The following is a 15,852-nucleotide window of genomic DNA, read 5'->3' on the forward strand; positions in this document are numbered from 1 at the left end:
GCCGGCTTCAGCAGGTTATAACCCGCCGTCCGGGTGACATCATGACTCTTTTTGAGCGGAAGTCACCCCGGAATTTTTCCAGCATCGGACCCAAAAGTGGACCTGCACTTTCGGGGTCGATCCGATGCTAACTCTTTGACAGAGCATTGTTTAGCGGAAAGCCGGATCCGGCTTTCCGCACGATGGCCCAAGGCTTAGCCGTTGGTATGAGATGCCTTCTCGCGCCAGCTGAACGGGCCCGTGCGCTCGTAGAGCCAGCGGTACTGGGAGGTCATGAGCCTGGCCCTGTAGTACTGGTAGCCCAACGAGCCGATGATCAGGATCACGATGGTGTCGACCGCGTAGTAGTGGATCGACAGCAGGGTCCCGCCGAACAGGGCGAAGTGGATGAACCGCACCGCGGCCCCCAGGATGAACAGGTACAGGATGAGGTTCCAGAAGGGACGCCAGGTGATGGCGATGGCCCGGCCGGTCATCCAGGCGGCCCAGCCGCCCATGATCACGGTCACCAGGAGGAAGAGCCAGATCGACGGTTCTTCGTAGATGATGCCCTGCATCAGTGGCCTCCTTCCAGGTACGCCGCGCGGACTTGAGGGTTCTCCAGAAGCTCCTGTCCCGTTCCGCTCATGGTGATGTTGCCCGTGACCATCACGTAGCCGCGATGGGCGAGCTTGAGGGCGTGGTAGGCGTTCTGCTCCACGAGGAAGACCGTCATGCCGTCCTTCTCGTTCAACTCCTTGATGATGTTGAAGATCTGCTTGACGATCAGAGGCGCGAGGCCGAGCGAGGGCTCGTCCAGGAGGAGGAGCTTCGGCCGGCTCATGAGGGCCCGGGCGATGGCCAGCATCTGCTGCTCGCCGCCCGAGAGCGTGCCGCCGCGCTGCTGGAGGCGCTCCTTCAGGCGAGGGAACAGGGTGCAGACCCGCTCCAGGTCCTGATTGAAATGAGCCATCCCGTTCATGGAAGCGCCCATCTGAAGGTTCTCGAAGACCGTCATGCGCGGGAAGATGCGCCTTCCCTCCGGGGATTGGGCGATCGACAGGCGGGCGATCTCGTGGGTCGGCATCTTGGTGATGTCCCGGCCCGCATAGGTGATCGTGCCCTCCCGCGCCCGCGGGTTGCCGAAGATGGTCATCATGAGGGTGGATTTGCCGGCACCGTTGGCGCCGATCAGCGTCACGATCTCGCCCTCGTGGACATCCATGTCCACGCCCTTGAGAGCGATGATGTTGCCGTAATACGTCTTGACCCCGCGCACGCTGAGGAGCGGCTGGCGGGCCGTTGCGGCCGCGACCCGTTGGGACTGCATGGTGTTGGCTCCAGCGGTGCTCATGCGCCGATCTCCGCTTCGACTTTCTCGACCTCGTCGTCGGCGACGCCCAGATAGGCGGCGATGACCTTCGGGTCGTTCCTCACCTCGGACGGGGTGCCGTCGGAGATCTTGGTGCCGTAGTCGAGCACCACCACGTGATCCGAGATCTCCATCACGACGGACATGTCGTGCTCGATCAGCAGGATCGAGGTGCCGTGGTCCTTGCGGATCGCCAGCAGGAGCTCGTTGAGCTCGAGGGATTCGCGCGGGTTGAGGCCCGCCGCCGGCTCGTCGAGGCAGAGCAGAAGCGGGTCCGTGCACATGGCGCGGGCGATCTCCAGGCGGCGCTGGTCGCCGTAGGGCAGGTCGCCGGCCGGATCGTCCGCCCGGTGGATGAGGCGGGTCTTCTCGAGCCAGAACTTGGCCCGCTCGATCGCCTCCTTCTCGGCCTTGCGGTAGCCGCCGATCCCGAGCACGCCCAGGAACGTGAAGCCCGAGGAGATCATCAGCGGGTTGTGCTGGGCCACCAGCAGGTTCTCCAGCACGGTCATGCCGGAGAACAGACGGATGTTCTGGAAGGTGCGGGCGACCTTGGCCTTCCAGTTGATGTTGTGGCCGGGCAGCCGCTCCAGAAGGAGGTGCGAGCCGTCGGGCTTGCGCATGGCGAGCATGCCTTCGGTCGGCTTGTAGAAGCCCGTGATGCAGTTGAAGACCGTGGTCTTGCCGGCACCGTTGGGGCCGATGAGGGCCGTGATGTCGCCGCGGCCGGCCTGGAAGGACAGGTCGTTGATGGCGACGAGGCCGCCGAACCGCATCGTCAGATGCTGAACGTCGAGAATGGGGTCCTGAAGCCAGCGCATCAGCCGTGTCCTTCCTTCACGAGCGAGCCGGAGATTGCCTTGCGCTCTTTCAAGATCACCGAGGGTTCACGTTCCGAGATCAGGCCGCGCGGACGCCACACCATCATGGCGACCATGCCCATGCCGAAGATCAGGAGACGGTATTCGTTCGGGTCGAAGCCCGACCCGAACACGGCCTGCAGGAAGGTCAGGTTGCGCAGGATCTCGGGGCCGCCGACCAGCACGATGGCGGCGATCGCCACGCCGATCTGCGAACCCATGCCGCCCATGACCACGATGGCCAGGATGATCGCCGATTCCAGGAAGTTGAAGCTTTCCGGGGAGACGAAGCCCTGGCGCACGGCGAAGAACGAGCCCGCGAAGCCGCCGAACATGGCCCCGATGGCGAAGGCCGTCAGCTTCGTGTTCGTGGTGTTGATGCCGAGCGACCGGCAGGCGATCTCGTCCTCGCGCAAGGCCTCCCATGCGCGGCCGACGGGCAGCTTGCGCAGGCGCATGGTCACGAAATTGGTCAGCAGCGCGAGCGCGAGGATGAGGTAGTACAGGAAAATCATCCTGTGCATACCGTTGAACTCGAGCCCGAAGGTCGCCGCGAAGCCGCCTTCGCCGGCCGTGAAGGGCAGGCCGAAGAAGGTCGCGCGCGGGATCGACGAGATGCCGGCGCCGCCGTTCGTGAGGTCCACCCAGTTGATGAGCACGAGGCGGATGATCTCGCCGAAAGCCAGTGTGACGATGGCGAGGTAGTCGCCGCGCAGGCGCAGGACCGGGAAGCCCAGGATCATGCCCCAGAACGCCGCCAGGATGCCGGCGAGCGGCAGGCAGATCCAGAACGACAGCCCGAAGGTGGTCGAGAGCAGGGCGTAGGAATAGGCCCCGACCGCGTAGAAGGCCACATAGCCCAAGTCGAGAAGGCCCGCGAGGCCCACCACGATGTTCAGGCCCCAGCCGAGCATCACGTAGGTGAGGATCAGGATGCCGAGGTCGACCCAGTAGCGGGATTCGTTGAGACCACCCTGGATCAGGTAGATCAGGATCGGGAAGGTGAGGGCGATCCCGAGGAAGAACGGGATGCCGAACTTGGAGACCTTCTGGTAGGCGCTGGGCTCCGCGTGGACGGCTTCCGTCGCCTGATGCGGATCGGGAAGCGCCTTGCGGTACGACCGCGACGCCGTGAAGGCGTGGAGCGCCAGCCGCAGGCCGAACACGATGGCGCAGAAGATCGCCACGAGGCCCCAGCGGGGCGTGAGGAACAGGTCGGCGCCGCTCTGGTCGGTCTTGTAGGCCAGGATCGGGATCGACAGGCCCAGGGTGATCAGGGCGGCCTTGGCCGAGTCCTTGACGGCCGCCGCGAGGTCGAAGCGGGTCGTCCCGGCTGGGCTCTGGGCCGAGCTGGTGGTGATGGAAGGAGCGTTCATGGTCCTTAGGCCCCTTAAACCTTCTCGACCTCAGGCCGACCGAGGATGCCGGAGGGCATGAAGATCAGGACGATGGCGAGGATCGAGAAGGCCGCCACGTCCTTGTACTCGATCGAAAAGTAAGCCGACCAGAAGGTCTCGATCAGACCGATGATCAGCCCGCCGAGCACGGCGCCGGGCAGGGAGCCGATGCCGCCCAGAACGGCCGCCGTGAAGGCCTTCACGCCCGGCACGAAGCCGTCGCTGAAGCTCACAACGCCATAGTACAGCAGATACATGGTGCCCGCGACGGCCGCGAGCGCCGCGCCGATCACGAAGGTGAGGGAGATCGTGCGGTCCACGTTGATGCCGAGCAGGGCGGCCATCTTGCGGTCCTGCTCGCAGGCGCGCTGGGCACGGCCGAGCGAGGTCTTCTGGACGAGGTACCAGAAGATCGACAGCAGCACCGCCGTGGTGACCATGATGATGATCTGCTTGTACGAGAGGGCGACGTTGTAGCCGCTTGCGCCCTGGAACAGAACGATCACGTCGCCGATCATGGGCGGGGTCGGCTTGTTGCGCGCGCCCTGGGCCACCTGCACGAAGTTCGACAGGAAGATCGACACGCCGATCGCCGAGATCAGCGGCGCCAGGCGGAACGAGCCGCGCAGGGGCCGGTAGGCGATCCGCTCGATGGCCCAGCCCCACAGGGACGTCAGCACCATCGCGATGATGAGCACGAAGAACAGCGCCAGCACCACCGACGAGATCCCGAGCCAGGTGGTCAGGATCAGAAAGAAGATGAGCGCGATGAACGCGGAAAGCATGAAGACGTCGCCGTGGGCGAAGTTCACCATGCCGATGATGCCGAACACCATCGTGTAACCGATAGCGATGAGGCCGTAGATCGACCCCAGCGTCAGCCCGTTGATGAGCTGCTGCACAAAAATTTCCATGTCCTACCCTTGCCCCTCTGGATTGGGGTCGTTCTTGGGAAAGGCCAGCAAAGCACGATGTGGGATCGACGCCAAGCGGGACCTAAGGTGAAGCGTCTCTAGCAAACGCGATACCGTTCGACAACGATCTGTTAAGTTTCCTATCACCCGGGCTGATAGGACCGAAGTCCAAACAAGCGCCATGCGCCGCTTTGAAAACGGGCGACGGCAACCATATGCGTCATCATGGTCTTGTGCTCTGTCGAAAAGGGTGGGAGAGGCCTGTTCGGATTCAGATGTTGACGAAGCAGCCTTTTCCCGATTCCGCCGCCCCCGGTGATGCCGTGCTCGATCCGCTCCAGTTCCGGGAGGGGATGAGCCGCGTCGCTGCGGCGGTCCACGTGGTCACCACGGAGGGACCTGGGGGCCGCGCGGGCTTCACGGCGACTGCGGTCACGCCGGTGACCGACAGCCCGGCCTCTCTGCTCGTCTGCGTCAACACGGCGAGCCGCTCAGCCCAGGCGCTGCTGAAGAACGGCGTGTTCTGCGTCAACGCCCTGAACGCCGCGGACGAGGCGGTTGCGGACGCCTTCGCCGGGCGCGCCGCCCTCAAAGGGCAGGATCGCTTCACGATCGGCCGCTGGGAGACGCTCCGGACCGGCTCCCCAGTCCTGGCCTCGGGCCTCGTCGCCTTCGATTGCCGGCTCGCCGAGGCGCGCATCATCGCCACGCACCACGTCATCATCGGCGAGATCGTCGGCATCCGCCTTGGGGAGAAGCGGCCGGCCCTGGTCTACCAGAACCGGCTCTATCACGCCCTCTAGCCGTTATTCGAAGCGCGGGCCCTTGGGGGCGTAGGGGCTCCACCCGGTGAGCTGGACGAAGCCGTCGCGGGCCGCGACGACGAGATGCTTGCGGTGCCTGTGCACGAGGCTGCCGGGCGCGTAGCGGTGCGGCTCCACCCAGCCGGTTGCCTGCCAGACGTAGATGTAGCGGGAGTTGACCTGCGCGAAGGTCTCGATGGACCCGAAGGCCCGCACGGTGCGCAGCACATCCTCGACGCCCTTCGTCCAGTCCAGGGTGCGCTGGGCCTGGGTCATGCGCGGCCAGTAGCTTCCGGGCCCCTGCGGCCGGGCCCGGGCCCACAGCGACGGCAGGTCATCGGCGAGGCGGGCGGCGATCCGCCGGGCCGCGATCTGGCACTTCGCCAGGAGGAGGTCGTGGTTCTCGTCATCGGCGAGCGGGAACCGCTCATCCGCCACGATGGCGCCGGTATCGAAGGCGGGCTCCAGGACGTGGGCCGCCACGCCCCATTCGGGGACGCGATCCAGAATGGCCTGAAAGAGCGGGTAGGGGCCGCGCCCGACCGGAAGCGGGGAGGGGTGGAAGTTCACCGCATACGGCACGTACGGCTCCCACCCCCTGACGAGCCAGGGATAGCCCGCGACCACGAGGGCCTCGCAGCGCTGGGCCTTGAGGCCAGCGAGGTCCGCCGGGGAAATGCGGCCGAGCTGGACCGGCACCCGCAGCGAGCGGGCGCGCGCCGTCGTGACGTCGTTGAAGTCGTAAATTCCGTCACAGGGCCGGCTGAAGAGCTTCACCGGCTCCCAGCCCCTGGCTAGGAGGGTCTCGAACACGTCCCCCAGGAAATCGATTCCGGCGAAGGCGAAGCGCATCCGCGCTGATCCTCCCTGACGGTTGCGCTACTCGGTTCGTTGCGACCCCGAGTCTAGGGAGGCGGTGACCGCCCGTCTCGGACCCTTCCGGATGAACGACCGGAAGACCGCGTTGTTGCGCAGGGCCGTCTCGCCTGCGCTGATGACGGTCTCGAGGGTCTGCGGATCGAGCTTGAAACGGGTCGGCACCTTATCGAGCTCCGCCTTCAGCTCCGCGCCGGCATCCTCGAAGGAGACGCGGCCCACCGTGAAGGTCAGGTCGGCGCAGTTCCAGCCGCTGAGGGTGCCGCGCAGCTTGACGACCTCGTCGCTCGACAGGGAGCAGCGCCAGCGCCGCAGGTCGGCCTGCCAGTCGCGCATGATGGTGGTGAAGTAGTCGTAGCCCTTGTAGACGCCGGAATCGATCGCCGCGTCCGTGACGACGCCGGCGAGCTCCATGCCGGACGGGGACGCGAGGGTGCGCGGCCAGTTTCCGGCCGGGTCGCGGCCCGCGTCGACCACGAGGAACAGGAAGCGCTTCACCCGCACCGCCTGCTCGGCGGTCATGGGCATGTAGGGACGATCGCGGTTCGTGCGGGCGACCGCGAGCGAATGGATGCCGAAATTGTCCGTGAGGCCGCCGTCGAGGAGCTTCACGTAGCGGTACTTCTCCGGATCGCCGCGGTAGCGCATCACCGCGGCGGCGCTGGCGCGCAGGGTCGCGGGGGCCGTGGTGTCTGCGACGCCGCGCTGGTACCACTGCGGAACATGGCCGCCGCAGCTCGCGCCGAAATTCTCGACGTTCATCGGGATGAACAGGCCCGGCACGGCGGCCGAGGCCGCCACCGCCTCCGACAGGCGGACCTTGCTCAGGTCGCTGCACAGGATGCTGAAGGTGATCGGCTCGAACACGAAGGGCACGCGGCTGTAGATGTCCGAGGCGGCGATCCAGACCAGCGGGCGCTTGCGGGCGAAGAGGTCGGCGTAAGTCGCGCCGTCGAACAGGTTCTCGTCGAGCCAGCGCGGGAACCTGGAGCGGTCGTTGACGCCGCCATCCTCGACGATGCGCAGCACGTTGCCGAGCGACACGTCGGTATCGAAGCCCTGCTCGGCATTGCGCTCCAGGAAGCGGCTACGGAAGGCCGGCAGGCCCTCGCGCCCTTTCAGGCCGAAATAGGCGGCCGTGACCGAGCCTCCGGAAACGCCCGTCACGAGGTCGACCATGTCGGTCATCCGGGTCTGGCCCCGGTCCGTCGCCATTTCGTAGCGGTCGAGCTCGCTCAGGACGCCATACGAGAAGGCCGAGGCCCGCATGCCGCCGCCCGAGAACGCGACGCCCACCACGGTCGACCCGAACTGGTCCGGGCCCAGCGGCCAGCCCTCCTGGTCGGAGACGCGGGCGATGGGCTCGTTGATCGGCGCGTTGTCGACGGAGCCCGCGCAGGCGGAGACCGCGAGAACCACGGCGCCCGCAAGCGACCATTGTTTGATGAGCCCCCAGCCTGTCGTCATTCTTGTCCACCCAGCCTCACGTGGAACGCAATACGATGACGTGACGCTCGGCTCAATAGGTCTCAGGAAAGTCTTCAGAGGAGTCTTTACTTGAGGTTGACGGAATTCAGTACCGTCACGTGACGCTGGGAACTGGCCCTGGGGGTCGGAATTTAGCCTTAAGCGTGGGCGTTCGGCGCCCGGCCGTTCGAAGGAAGGAGGCTGCATGGCATCGGCATCGAAGGACTTCATCCGTCAGCTCGAAGGCTACGGGCTGACGACCGCCAGCATACTCTACCGCCTGCCGGATCATCCGGCCCTGCTCCAGACCTACATCTGGCAGGACTACGATCTGGCGCCGCGATTTCCGGTGCTTCTGGATTTCCTGGAGTTCTGGCAGAAGGAGCTCGCGGGTCCGCTCCACTCGGTGACCGTGACCCATGCCCGGCTGATCCGCCCCGCGGAGTTCCGCGCCGTTGACGGGGAGATCAACCTCCATTGAGGAGGATCATGCCTCGGCGGCATGACGCCGGACTTGGCCCCGCCTCCCAACTCGGGTAGAGAGGCCTTTCTTCGAGCATCCTTGAACCTGCCGGGGCTCCTTGTTTTCCAACGCGCGTACCTCCCAGATCCTGGCCGCGCTCGCTTCTCAGCCGGGCGAGCGTCTGACGGTCCGAGACATCATGGCCGTTCTCCAGGACCGGGCCTTCGCCCTGCTGGTGGTGCTGCTCGGATTGCCGAACTGCCTGCCGATGCCGCCGCCCATCCCCCTCGTGTGCGGCCTCCTGCTGGCCCTCGTGGCGATCCAGATCGTCTTCGGCCGCCCGACGCCCTGGCTGCCGCGCGCGCTCCTGAACCGCTCCATCGCGCAGACGGATGTGGAGCGGGCGGTGGGGCGCGCGATGCCGGCCTTCCGCAGGCTCGAGCGGGTGTCGCGCCCCCGCATGACCTTCATGGAGACGCCCATCGCCATGCGCGTCATGGGGGCCGTCATCCTCGTTCTCGCGCTGGGCCTCCTCTTCGCGCCGCCCTTCGTCGGCCAGATCCCCTTGGGCCTCGCGGTCTGCCTCGTGGGCCTGGGGCTGGTGGAGCGCGACGGCCTCGTGGTCCTCGGCGGCCTCCTCATCGGCACCGTCGGCCTGACGCTCAGCCTCGGCTTCGTCTACGCGATCCTGTCCGGGATCGAGACGCTGTTCTGATCGTCGCCCGGCCTGGGCTCAGATCAGCTTCAAGCCCCTCAGGCTCGCATGGCCCTCGCGCCCGACGATGATGTGGTCGTGGACGGTGATGCCGAGCGGCTTGGCGACCTCGATGATCTCGCGGGTCATCTTGATGTCGGCGGGCGAGGGGGTGGGGTCCCCGGATGGGTGGTTGTGCACCAGGATCAGGGCGGAGGCGGAGAGCTCCAGCGCCCGCTTCACCACCTCGCGCGGATAGACCGGGGTGTGGTCGACGGTGCCCGATTGCTGCACCTCGTCGGCGATGAGTCCGTTGCGCTTGTCGAGGAAGAGCAGGCGGAACTGCTCCCTGTCCATGAACGCCATGGCGGCCCGGCAATAGTCGATCACCGAGGTCCAGGAGGACAGGACCTGGCGCTTGGCCACGTCGCCCTTCACGAGCCGGCGCGCCGCCGCCTCCACCACCTTCAGGTCGGTCACGACGGTCTCGCCGATCCCGTCCACCTCCATGAGCCGGGCGGGTGGGGCGGCCAGAACCTCCGCGAAGGTGCCGAAGCGCTTGAGGAGCTCCTTGGCGATCGGCTTCACGTCCCGGCGCGGGATGAGCCGGAACAGAACGAGTTCCAGCAGTTCGTAATCCGGCAGCGCATCGCCCCCGACCTGCAGGAAGCGGGCCCGCAGGCGGTCTCGATGGCCGTGATAATGGGGAGTGCCGTCCTCGCTCATGCCCGCCTGCATGCTTGGGTTATGGATGTCTCTGGCCGAAGGTGGAGGCGCCACAAACCCGAAAGTGAAACAACGTAGCTTTGAAGCGGCGCGGGAGACGGTGTCAAGCCTCCGGTGATCAGGCAGTCGGGAAGGCCGGGCCTGAAATGCCAAAATGCCCGGCGCAAGGCCGGGCATCGCGGACGAGATATCGAAGAAGACTCAGGCCACGCCGTAGGGCGGCTTGTCGTAGCCCTTGGGCGAGTAGGTGAAGACCTCCACGCCGGTCTCGGTCACGCCGACCGTGTGCTCGAACTGGGCCGAGAGGGACCGGTCGCGGGTGACGGCGGTCCAGCCGTCCGAGAGCACCTTCACCTGGGGGCGACCGAGGTTGATCATCGGCTCGATGGTGAAGAGCATGCCGGGCTTCAGCTCCACGTTGTAGGCCGGCTCCACGTAGTGGAGAATCGTCGGCGAATCGTGGAACACGCGGCCGAGGCCGTGGCCGCAGAAGTCGCGCACCACCGAGCAGCGCTCGGCTTCGGCATAGGTCTGGATGGCGGCGCCGATGTCGTTGGTGGTCGCGCCCGGCTTCACCGCGGCAATGCCGCGCATCAGGCACTCGTAGGTGATCTCGCACAGGCGCTGGGCCCGGCGCGACACCTCGCCGATGTAGTACATGCGGCTCGAATCCCCGTGCCAGCCGTCGAGGATCAGGGTCACGTCAATATTGACGATGTCCCCGTCCCGCAGGGGCTTGTCGTTGGGGATGCCATGGCAGACCACGTGGTTGATCGAGGTGCAGATCGTCTTGGTGTAGCCCCGGTAGTGCAGGCAGGCCGGATAGGCGCCGTGGTCCCGGATGAACTCGAAGGCGATCCTGTCGAGGAAATCGGTGGTTACGCCGGGCTGGGCGTGCTCCGCCAGCAGGTCGAGGCATTCGGCGGTCATGCGGCCGACCTTCCGCATGGCTTCGAACGCTTCCGGCCCGTGAAGCGGGATCTCGGAAACCCGCTTGCGTTCCATAACGTCGGTGTCAGTCATCATGAATCCTTGAGGTTACGGCGAATGTAGGGATTGGCGCGCCCGACGCAAGCGAAGACATGAGGCCTTACCCCGCCCGGCTTGCGAATAACCCGCAAGGGTGTCATGACCACGCCCGGCGGCCGTTCTGCGCCGCCTGCTTTGGATTTCTTCGATTTTGATAATGAACGATCTTCGTCCCTTTGGCGCCCTGGCGCCGTCAGGCTTCTCCCAGTGGGTGATCGAGCGCACCCGGGCCCTGCCGCAGAGCTGGGCCGGCCGCAGGCTGGCCATGGGCCTGCGCCACTTGGCCCTCGGGTTCATGAAGCGGGGCCCGGTCGATCTGGAGACGTTCGGCATCCGGATGCGGCTCTATCCGTACAACAACATCTGCGAGAAGCGCATCCTCTTCACGCCGCAATACTTCGACCCGGAAGAGCTCGAGCTGCTGGAGAAGCGGGTCTCCGACAACTTCACCTTCGTGGATATCGGGGCGAATGTGGGCTGGTACTCCCTGTGGGTGGCCTCCCGGGCTGGAGCGTCGGCCCGGATCCTCGCCCTGGAGCCGCAGCCGGAGATCTTCGACCGGCTCACCTACAACATCCGCCTGAACCCCTTCGGCACCATCAAGGCGGTGGCCTGCGCGGTGGCGGACAAGACCGGCGAGCTGACCCTGTTCCTCGACCCCAAGAACCGGGGCGAGTCGAGCGTCAAGATCGTGGGCTCGAGCCCATCGGACACCCTGCGCGTGCCCGCCGTGACGCTTGTCGACCTGCTGCGCCGCGAGGGCTTCACGCGGGTTGACGCGGTCAAGCTCGACGTGGAGGGCGCCGAGGACCTGATCCTCGACCCGTTCTTCCGCGACGCCCCGGCCTCCCTCCATCCGTCCCTGTTCATCATCGAGGACGGCCGGGACAAGTGGCAGGCCGACCTGCCGAAGCTGCTCGAGAGCCACGGCTACCGGCTGGCGCTCCAGACGCGCCTCAACCTCGTCTACGAGAAGGCGCGGTAAAGAGGCCCCGAGGGAAGAATCGCCGTGACGCCTTCCTTCACCGTCCGCCGTCTCGACCCTTCCGACGCCGAGGATTACCGGGCGATCCGTCTGAAGGCGCTTTTGACCGCCCCGGAGGCGTTCGGGTCCGTCCATGCGGTCGAGTCAGCCCGGCCGCTGGAGGATTTCGCCGAGCGGCTCGCGAGCTCGGCCGTATTCGGCGCCTACCGGGATGGGCGCATCCTCGGGATGGCGGGCTTCAAGCAGGAGACCGGGCTGCGGGACGGCCACAAGGGCTTCGTCTGGGGCTTCTTCGTGGCGCCGGAGGCGCGAGGGCAGGGGGTCGGGGCGGCCCTGATGGAGGCGCTCGTCGCCCATGCAAGCGACGTCGTGGAGCAGCTGACCCTGGCGGTCGTCTCGTCCAACGCCGGGGCCATCGCTCTTTACGAACGCTTCGGGTTCCGGAGCTACGGCGTCGAGCCGCGGGCCCTCAAGGGCCCGGACGGCTACGCCGACGAGGTGCTGATGGTGCGGTTCCTGCGCGATCCTAAAGCGGGGTGACGATCGGGACCGGGCGGTCGATGACCACCTCCTCCGTCGTGATGCGGCAGATATAGGCGTAGGACTCGACCCCCGCCGCGAGGGCGTGCCGGAAGGCCCTGTCGTAGGCCGGGTCGATGTCGCGGGCCACGTCGAAACGCTCCGCCTCCATCTGGATCACGTAGACGAGTGCGGCCCTGGCGCCCGCCGCCACCATGTCGGCCAGCTCGTAGAGGTGCTTGGCGCTGCGCGCCGCGACGCAGTCGGGAAACTCCGCGAAGCCCGCCTCCCGCATGAGGTGGCAGTTCTTCACCTCGAGGTAGCAGGGCGGCGCGCCGTCTTTCTCCAGCAGGAAGTCGACCCGGCTGTTGCGGCCGTACTTCACCTCCGGGCGGATCCGGTCGTAGCCGGTGAAGGGCGCGAGGCGATTGTCCCGCAGGGCCTCGGCCACCAAGAGGTTCGGGCGCGAGGTGTTGATGCCGACGAGCTGATGCGGGCCGCCGCCGGCCGGAACCTCAATGAACTCCCAGTCGTACTTGAGCTTGCGGGCCGGGTTCCTAGCGCGGGAGAGATACACCCGGCTCCCCGGTTCCTTCAGGCCCATCATGGCGCCCGGATTGGCGCAATGGGCCGTCACCTGCTCGCCCGTCGAGAGAACGATGTCGGCGAGGAAGCGTTTGTAGCGCTCGACGAGCCGTCCTTCGAGCAGGGGTTCTTGAAAACGCATCGAGGTCCATCATGAAAGGAGAACGGCTCCGTAGCAGGGGAGAAGGCTAGCCTTCAACCTAACCCTTGCTTGAGAATTGCCGCATCCGGCGCTAAAGGCCCCAAAAAGGATCCATCGCATGGCCGCTTCCGTGACCGCCGCCCTCCTCGTCATCGGTGACGAGATCCTCACCGGGCGCACCAAGGACAAGAACATCGGCTACATCGCCGAGTACCTGACCGGGATCGGCATCGACCTACGCGAGGTCCGCATCGTGCCGGACGTGGAGGAGGAGATCGTCGGCGCGGTGAATGCCCTGCGCCATCGCTACACCTACCTTTTCACCACCGGCGGCATCGGCCCGACCCACGACGACATCACGGCGGACTGCATCGCCAAGGCCTTCGGGGTCGGGATCGGCCACGATCCACGGGCCGTCGCCATGCTCCAGGAGCGCTACCAGCCGGGCGAGCTGAACGAGGCGCGCCTGCGCATGGCCCGCATTCCCGACGGGGCCGACCTGATCGAGAACCCGATTTCCAAGGCGCCCGGCTTCCGGCTCGGCAACGTCCACGTCATGGCCGGCGTGCCGGCGATCATGCAGGCCATGCTCGACAACATCGCCCCGTCCCTGAAGACCGGCGCGCGCATGATCATCGAGACCATCGACGCCACCGGCCTCGCCGAGGGGAACTACGCCGAGGGGCTCGCCGCCATCGCGGCCGGGCACGAGGGCGTGACGATCGGGTCCTATCCGTCGTTCACCGCCGAGGGCTTCCGCAACCAGATCGTCGTGAGGGGCAAGGACCCCGACGCCGTGGCCCGGGCGGCGGATGCCGTTCGCGAGCTCCTCCGCCGTCTCAAGGGCGACGGGGCACCCCTTTAGAGACTTCTCCACCAGACCTGAACCCAACGAGAGCAAGCCGATGTCTCCCACCTCACCGAAAGCCTTCCCGGTTTCCTGGGACCAGTTCCACCGCGACTGCCGCGCGCTCGCCTGGCGCCTGGCTTCCGCCGGCCCGTTCGAGGGCATCGTGTGCATCACCCGCGGCGGGCTCGTGCCGGCCGCCATCGTGGCGCGCGAGCTCGACGTGCGGCTGATCGAGAGCGTCTGCATCGCGAGCTACCACGACTACAAGAACCAGGGCGAACTGCAGGTCCTCAAGGACATCTCGCCCTCCATCAAGGCCCTGGGCGACGGCACCGGCAAGGGCGTGCTCGTGATCGACGATCTCACCGACACGGGCAAGACCGCCAAGATCGTGCGCGACATGCTCCCCAACGCGCATTTCGCCGCCGTCTATGCGAAGCCCGCCGGGCGGCCGCTGATCGACACCTTCGTGACGGAAGTCAGCCAGGACACCTGGATCTACTTCCCGTGGGACATGGGCCTCGCCTATCAGGCGCCGATCCGGGAAGGCTCCGCGGGCTGACCGCCTGCGGACCGGACATCCCCCATGGCCGAATTCGACGTCGCCACCACACGCAAGACGCTGTTCGGCGCGCTTCTCGATGCGCGCGACCGGTTCGGCCGCGGCAGGGTCGCCCTCGAGGATCCGGAGCGCCAGCCCCTGAGCTTCGGCCGGCTCGTGCTCGGCGCCCTGGTGCTCGGGCGCAAGCTCGCCGGGCTCACCAAGCTGCGCGAGCACGTGGGCGTGCTCCTGCCCAACGTGCAGGGTATCGCCGTCACGCTGTTCGGGCTGAACGCCTTCGGGCGGGTGCCGGCCTTCCTGAACTTCACGGCCGGGATCAGGAATCTCGCGGCGGCCTGCGACGTGGCCGGGATCGGCACGATCGTCACGTCGCGCCGCTTCGTCGAGCAGGGCAAGCTCGACGATGTGATCGCCGCTCTGGGAGAGGGGCGTCAGATCCTGTGGCTCGAGGATGTGCGCGAGACCATCACCAGCTTCGACAAGCTCCGGGGCCTCGTGGATTCATGGTTCGCCCGCCGTGTCCACGCGCAAGCGGGGACGGGCCCGGACGACGACGGCGTCGTGCTGTTCACCTCGGGCTCCGAGGGCCGGCCGAAGGGCGTGGTGCTTTCCAACGCCAACCTCGTGGCCAACGCCTATCAGGTGAAAGCCCATGCGGGCGGCGTGCTGACGCCTGACGACGTCTTCTTCAACCCGCTGCCGATCTTCCATTCCTTCGGCCTGACCGCGGGACTGCTCACCGCCATCCTCAACGGCATGAAGTCGGTGCTCTATCCGAGCCCGCTCCATTACCGGCAGATCCCCAAGCTCATCGCCGGAACGCACGCCACGATCGTGCTCGCCACCGACACCTTCCTGCAGGGCTATGCCCGCGCGGCCGGCGAGAACGACCTGAAGACCGTGCGCTACGTGATCGCCGGCGCCGAGCGCGTGAAGGACGAGACGCGAGCGCTCTGGAGCCGTCACGGCACCGTGATCCTCGAAGGCTACGGCGCGACCGAATGTTCGCCCGTCATCGCCGTGAGCCTGCCCGACCGGAACCGCCCTGGATCCGCCGGGCCGATCCTGCCCGGTATCGAGTGGCGCCTCGATCCGGTGGAGGGAATCCACGAGGGCGGCCGCCTCCATGTGCGTGGGCCGAACGTGATGAAGGGCTATCTCGATCCCGCGGCGCCCGGCGGCATCAGGCCCCCGGAAGGTGGCTGGCACGACACGGGCGACATCGTCACGGTCGATGACAGGATGGTCACGATCCGCGGCCGCGCCAAGCGCTTCGCCAAGATCGGCGGAGAGATGGTGTCGCTCGCCGCCATCGAGGCGATGACCCAAAGCCTGTGGTCGGAGTTCAGCCACGTGGTCGTGTCGCTGCCGGATTCCCGCAAGGGCGAGCAGATCGTGCTGATCACCGAGAAGCCCGATGCCGACCGGGATGTTCTTCTGGCCCACGCGCAGGCGCAGGGTTTTCCCGAACTCTGGGTGCCACGGGCAATCCTCGTAGCGGGAATCCCGGTGCTCGGCTCCGGCAAGACCGACTATGCGGCCGCGACCGAGATGGCGCAGCGCCTGCGTGCGATGCTGTGAAGCGGCTTTCGTAACAAAGCCGATCGTGCTGCGTTTTCCTGTTCAGGA

Annotated in this window: 18 protein-coding genes; 8 read left to right on the plus strand and 10 right to left on the minus strand. The window is 66.5% G+C overall.

Features of this window, described 5'->3' with window-relative positions:
• Nucleotides 1-194 precede the first annotated feature (194 nt).
• Genes DES45_RS06220 through DES45_RS06240 form a run of 5 tightly spaced genes read right to left on the minus strand, consistent with a single transcriptional unit; the run spans nucleotide 195 to nucleotide 4,522 of the window.
• Nucleotides 195-557, minus strand: coding sequence for a DUF6867 family protein (locus tag DES45_RS06220; RefSeq protein WP_114769121.1), 363 nt, complete (start codon nucleotides 555-557; stop codon nucleotides 195-197).
• The gene (locus tag DES45_RS06225; RefSeq protein WP_114769122.1) at nucleotides 557-1,333 is read right to left on the minus strand and encodes an ABC transporter ATP-binding protein; all 777 of its coding nucleotides are present in this window, start codon (nucleotides 1,331-1,333) and stop codon (nucleotides 557-559) included. Before DES45_RS06225 ends, DES45_RS06220 begins: the two co-directional genes overlap by 1 nt.
• Nucleotides 1,330-2,172 (minus strand): ABC transporter ATP-binding protein, encoded by an 843-nt coding sequence (locus tag DES45_RS06230; RefSeq protein ID WP_114769123.1) that lies wholly within the window; start codon nucleotides 2,170-2,172, stop codon nucleotides 1,330-1,332. The genes DES45_RS06225 and DES45_RS06230 overlap by 4 nt, the downstream gene beginning before the upstream one ends.
• Complete coding sequence (gene livM, locus DES45_RS06235) at nucleotides 2,172-3,587, minus strand: high-affinity branched-chain amino acid ABC transporter permease LivM (protein ID WP_114769124.1); 1,416 nt, start codon at nucleotides 3,585-3,587, stop codon at nucleotides 2,172-2,174. Before livM ends, DES45_RS06230 begins: the two co-directional genes overlap by 1 nt.
• Before the next feature lie 14 nt (nucleotides 3,588-3,601).
• Nucleotides 3,602-4,522, minus strand: a complete 921-nt coding sequence (locus tag DES45_RS06240; protein ID WP_114769125.1) for a branched-chain amino acid ABC transporter permease — start codon at nucleotides 4,520-4,522, stop codon at nucleotides 3,602-3,604.
• Nucleotides 4,523-4,797: 275 nt separating this feature from the next.
• On the opposite strand from DES45_RS06240, the gene DES45_RS06245 reads away from it, so the two are divergent.
• Nucleotides 4,798-5,325, plus strand: coding sequence for a flavin reductase family protein (locus DES45_RS06245; RefSeq protein WP_114769126.1), 528 nt, complete (start codon nucleotides 4,798-4,800; stop codon nucleotides 5,323-5,325).
• A 3-nt stretch (nucleotides 5,326-5,328) separates the two neighbouring features.
• Here DES45_RS06245 and DES45_RS06250 read toward each other — a convergent pair whose 3' ends face one another.
• The gene (locus DES45_RS06250; protein WP_114769127.1) at nucleotides 5,329-6,177 is read right to left on the minus strand and encodes a formyltransferase family protein; all 849 of its coding nucleotides are present in this window, start codon (nucleotides 6,175-6,177) and stop codon (nucleotides 5,329-5,331) included.
• A gap of 27 nt (nucleotides 6,178-6,204) precedes the next feature.
• Nucleotides 6,205-7,668, minus strand: coding sequence for a patatin-like phospholipase family protein (locus DES45_RS06255; RefSeq protein ID WP_170151410.1), 1,464 nt, complete (start codon nucleotides 7,666-7,668; stop codon nucleotides 6,205-6,207).
• A 205-nt stretch (nucleotides 7,669-7,873) separates the two neighbouring features.
• On the opposite strand from DES45_RS06255, the gene DES45_RS06260 reads away from it, so the two are divergent.
• Both DES45_RS06260 and DES45_RS06265 read left to right on the plus strand, forming a co-directional pair.
• Nucleotides 7,874-8,149, plus strand: coding sequence for an usg protein (locus tag DES45_RS06260; RefSeq protein WP_114769129.1), 276 nt, complete (start codon nucleotides 7,874-7,876; stop codon nucleotides 8,147-8,149).
• A gap of 100 nt (nucleotides 8,150-8,249) precedes the next feature.
• Nucleotides 8,250-8,846: an exopolysaccharide biosynthesis protein gene (locus DES45_RS06265; RefSeq protein WP_114769130.1), complete on the plus strand. Its 597-nt coding sequence runs from the start codon at nucleotides 8,250-8,252 to the stop codon at nucleotides 8,844-8,846.
• Between the two features lie 18 nt (nucleotides 8,847-8,864).
• Here the strand turns inward: DES45_RS06265 and radC are convergent, their stop codons facing one another.
• Nucleotides 8,865-9,551, minus strand: coding sequence for a RadC family protein (radC, locus tag DES45_RS06270; RefSeq protein WP_114769457.1), 687 nt, complete (start codon nucleotides 9,549-9,551; stop codon nucleotides 8,865-8,867).
• A 201-nt stretch (nucleotides 9,552-9,752) separates the two neighbouring features.
• Nucleotides 9,753-10,574 carry a type I methionyl aminopeptidase gene (gene map, locus DES45_RS06275; protein ID WP_114769458.1) on the minus strand — a complete coding sequence of 274 codons (822 nt, stop codon included), beginning with the start codon at nucleotides 10,572-10,574 and terminating at the stop codon, nucleotides 9,753-9,755.
• Nucleotides 10,575-10,737: 163 nt separating this feature from the next.
• Here map and DES45_RS06280 point away from each other — a divergent pair, with 163 nt between their 5' ends.
• Both DES45_RS06280 and DES45_RS06285 read left to right on the plus strand, forming a co-directional pair.
• The gene (locus tag DES45_RS06280) at nucleotides 10,738-11,565 is read left to right on the plus strand and encodes an FkbM family methyltransferase (RefSeq protein ID WP_114769131.1); all 828 of its coding nucleotides are present in this window, start codon (nucleotides 10,738-10,740) and stop codon (nucleotides 11,563-11,565) included.
• 24 nt (nucleotides 11,566-11,589) lie between these two features.
• Entirely contained in the window at nucleotides 11,590-12,105 is a 516-nt protein-coding gene (locus DES45_RS06285) for a GNAT family N-acetyltransferase (protein ID WP_210210189.1), read from the plus strand.
• Here DES45_RS06285 and sfsA read toward each other — a convergent pair.
• Nucleotides 12,092-12,811, minus strand: a complete 720-nt coding sequence (gene sfsA, locus DES45_RS06290) for a DNA/RNA nuclease SfsA (protein ID WP_114769133.1) — start codon at nucleotides 12,809-12,811, stop codon at nucleotides 12,092-12,094. The genes DES45_RS06285 and sfsA overlap by 14 nt on opposite strands.
• 118 nt (nucleotides 12,812-12,929) lie before the next feature.
• Here sfsA and DES45_RS06295 point away from each other — a divergent pair, with 118 nt between their 5' ends.
• From DES45_RS06295 to DES45_RS06305, 3 genes are read left to right on the plus strand one after another with little or no spacing between them, the layout of a single operon-like run.
• Nucleotides 12,930-13,676 (plus strand): competence/damage-inducible protein A, encoded by a 747-nt coding sequence (locus DES45_RS06295; RefSeq protein WP_114769134.1) that lies wholly within the window; start codon nucleotides 12,930-12,932, stop codon nucleotides 13,674-13,676.
• A 40-nt stretch (nucleotides 13,677-13,716) separates the two neighbouring features.
• Nucleotides 13,717-14,223: a xanthine phosphoribosyltransferase gene (gene gpt / locus DES45_RS06300; RefSeq protein ID WP_114769135.1), complete on the plus strand. Its 507-nt coding sequence runs from the start codon at nucleotides 13,717-13,719 to the stop codon at nucleotides 14,221-14,223.
• Nucleotides 14,224-14,247: 24 nt separating this feature from the next.
• Nucleotides 14,248-15,804 carry an AMP-binding protein gene (locus DES45_RS06305; RefSeq protein ID WP_114769136.1) on the plus strand — a complete coding sequence of 519 codons (1,557 nt, stop codon included), beginning with the start codon at nucleotides 14,248-14,250 and terminating at the stop codon, nucleotides 15,802-15,804.
• Nucleotides 15,805-15,852: the final 48 nt, after the last annotated feature.

It is taken from the genome of Microvirga subterranea, assembly GCF_003350535.1.
GTDB classification, from domain to species: domain Bacteria; phylum Pseudomonadota; class Alphaproteobacteria; order Rhizobiales; family Beijerinckiaceae; genus Microvirga; species Microvirga subterranea.

Excerpts from the sequence above, each read along its gene's own strand:
- DES45_RS06225 (WP_114769122.1), bottom strand. The coding sequence starts at position 1,333 with ATGAGCACCGCTGGAGCCAACACCATGCAGTCCCAACGGGTCGCGGCC.
- DES45_RS06240 (WP_114769125.1), bottom strand. The coding sequence starts at position 4,522 with ATGGAAATTTTTGTGCAGCAGCTCATCAACGGGCTGACGCTGGGGTCG.
- DES45_RS06295 (WP_114769134.1), top strand. The coding sequence starts at position 12,930 with ATGGCCGCTTCCGTGACCGCCGCCCTCCTCGTCATCGGTGACGAGATC.
- sfsA (WP_114769133.1), bottom strand. The coding sequence starts at position 12,811 with ATGCGTTTTCAAGAACCCCTGCTCGAAGGACGGCTCGTCGAGCGCTAC.
- DES45_RS06230 (WP_114769123.1), bottom strand. The coding sequence starts at position 2,172 with ATGCGCTGGCTTCAGGACCCCATTCTCGACGTTCAGCATCTGACGATG.
- radC (WP_114769457.1), bottom strand. The coding sequence starts at position 9,551 with ATGAGCGAGGACGGCACTCCCCATTATCACGGCCATCGAGACCGCCTG.
- DES45_RS06255 (WP_170151410.1), bottom strand. The coding sequence starts at position 7,668 with ATGACGACAGGCTGGGGGCTCATCAAACAATGGTCGCTTGCGGGCGCC.
- DES45_RS06305 (WP_114769136.1), top strand. The coding sequence starts at position 14,248 with ATGGCCGAATTCGACGTCGCCACCACACGCAAGACGCTGTTCGGCGCG.
- DES45_RS06245 (WP_114769126.1), top strand. The coding sequence starts at position 4,798 with ATGTTGACGAAGCAGCCTTTTCCCGATTCCGCCGCCCCCGGTGATGCC.
- DES45_RS06280 (WP_114769131.1), top strand. The coding sequence starts at position 10,738 with ATGAACGATCTTCGTCCCTTTGGCGCCCTGGCGCCGTCAGGCTTCTCC.
- livM (WP_114769124.1), bottom strand. The coding sequence starts at position 3,587 with ATGAACGCTCCTTCCATCACCACCAGCTCGGCCCAGAGCCCAGCCGGG.
- DES45_RS06250 (WP_114769127.1), bottom strand. The coding sequence starts at position 6,177 with ATGCGCTTCGCCTTCGCCGGAATCGATTTCCTGGGGGACGTGTTCGAG.
- map (WP_114769458.1), bottom strand. The coding sequence starts at position 10,574 with ATGACTGACACCGACGTTATGGAACGCAAGCGGGTTTCCGAGATCCCG.
- gpt (WP_114769135.1), top strand. The coding sequence starts at position 13,717 with ATGTCTCCCACCTCACCGAAAGCCTTCCCGGTTTCCTGGGACCAGTTC.
- DES45_RS06220 (WP_114769121.1), bottom strand. The coding sequence starts at position 557 with ATGCAGGGCATCATCTACGAAGAACCGTCGATCTGGCTCTTCCTCCTG.
- DES45_RS06260 (WP_114769129.1), top strand. The coding sequence starts at position 7,874 with ATGGCATCGGCATCGAAGGACTTCATCCGTCAGCTCGAAGGCTACGGG.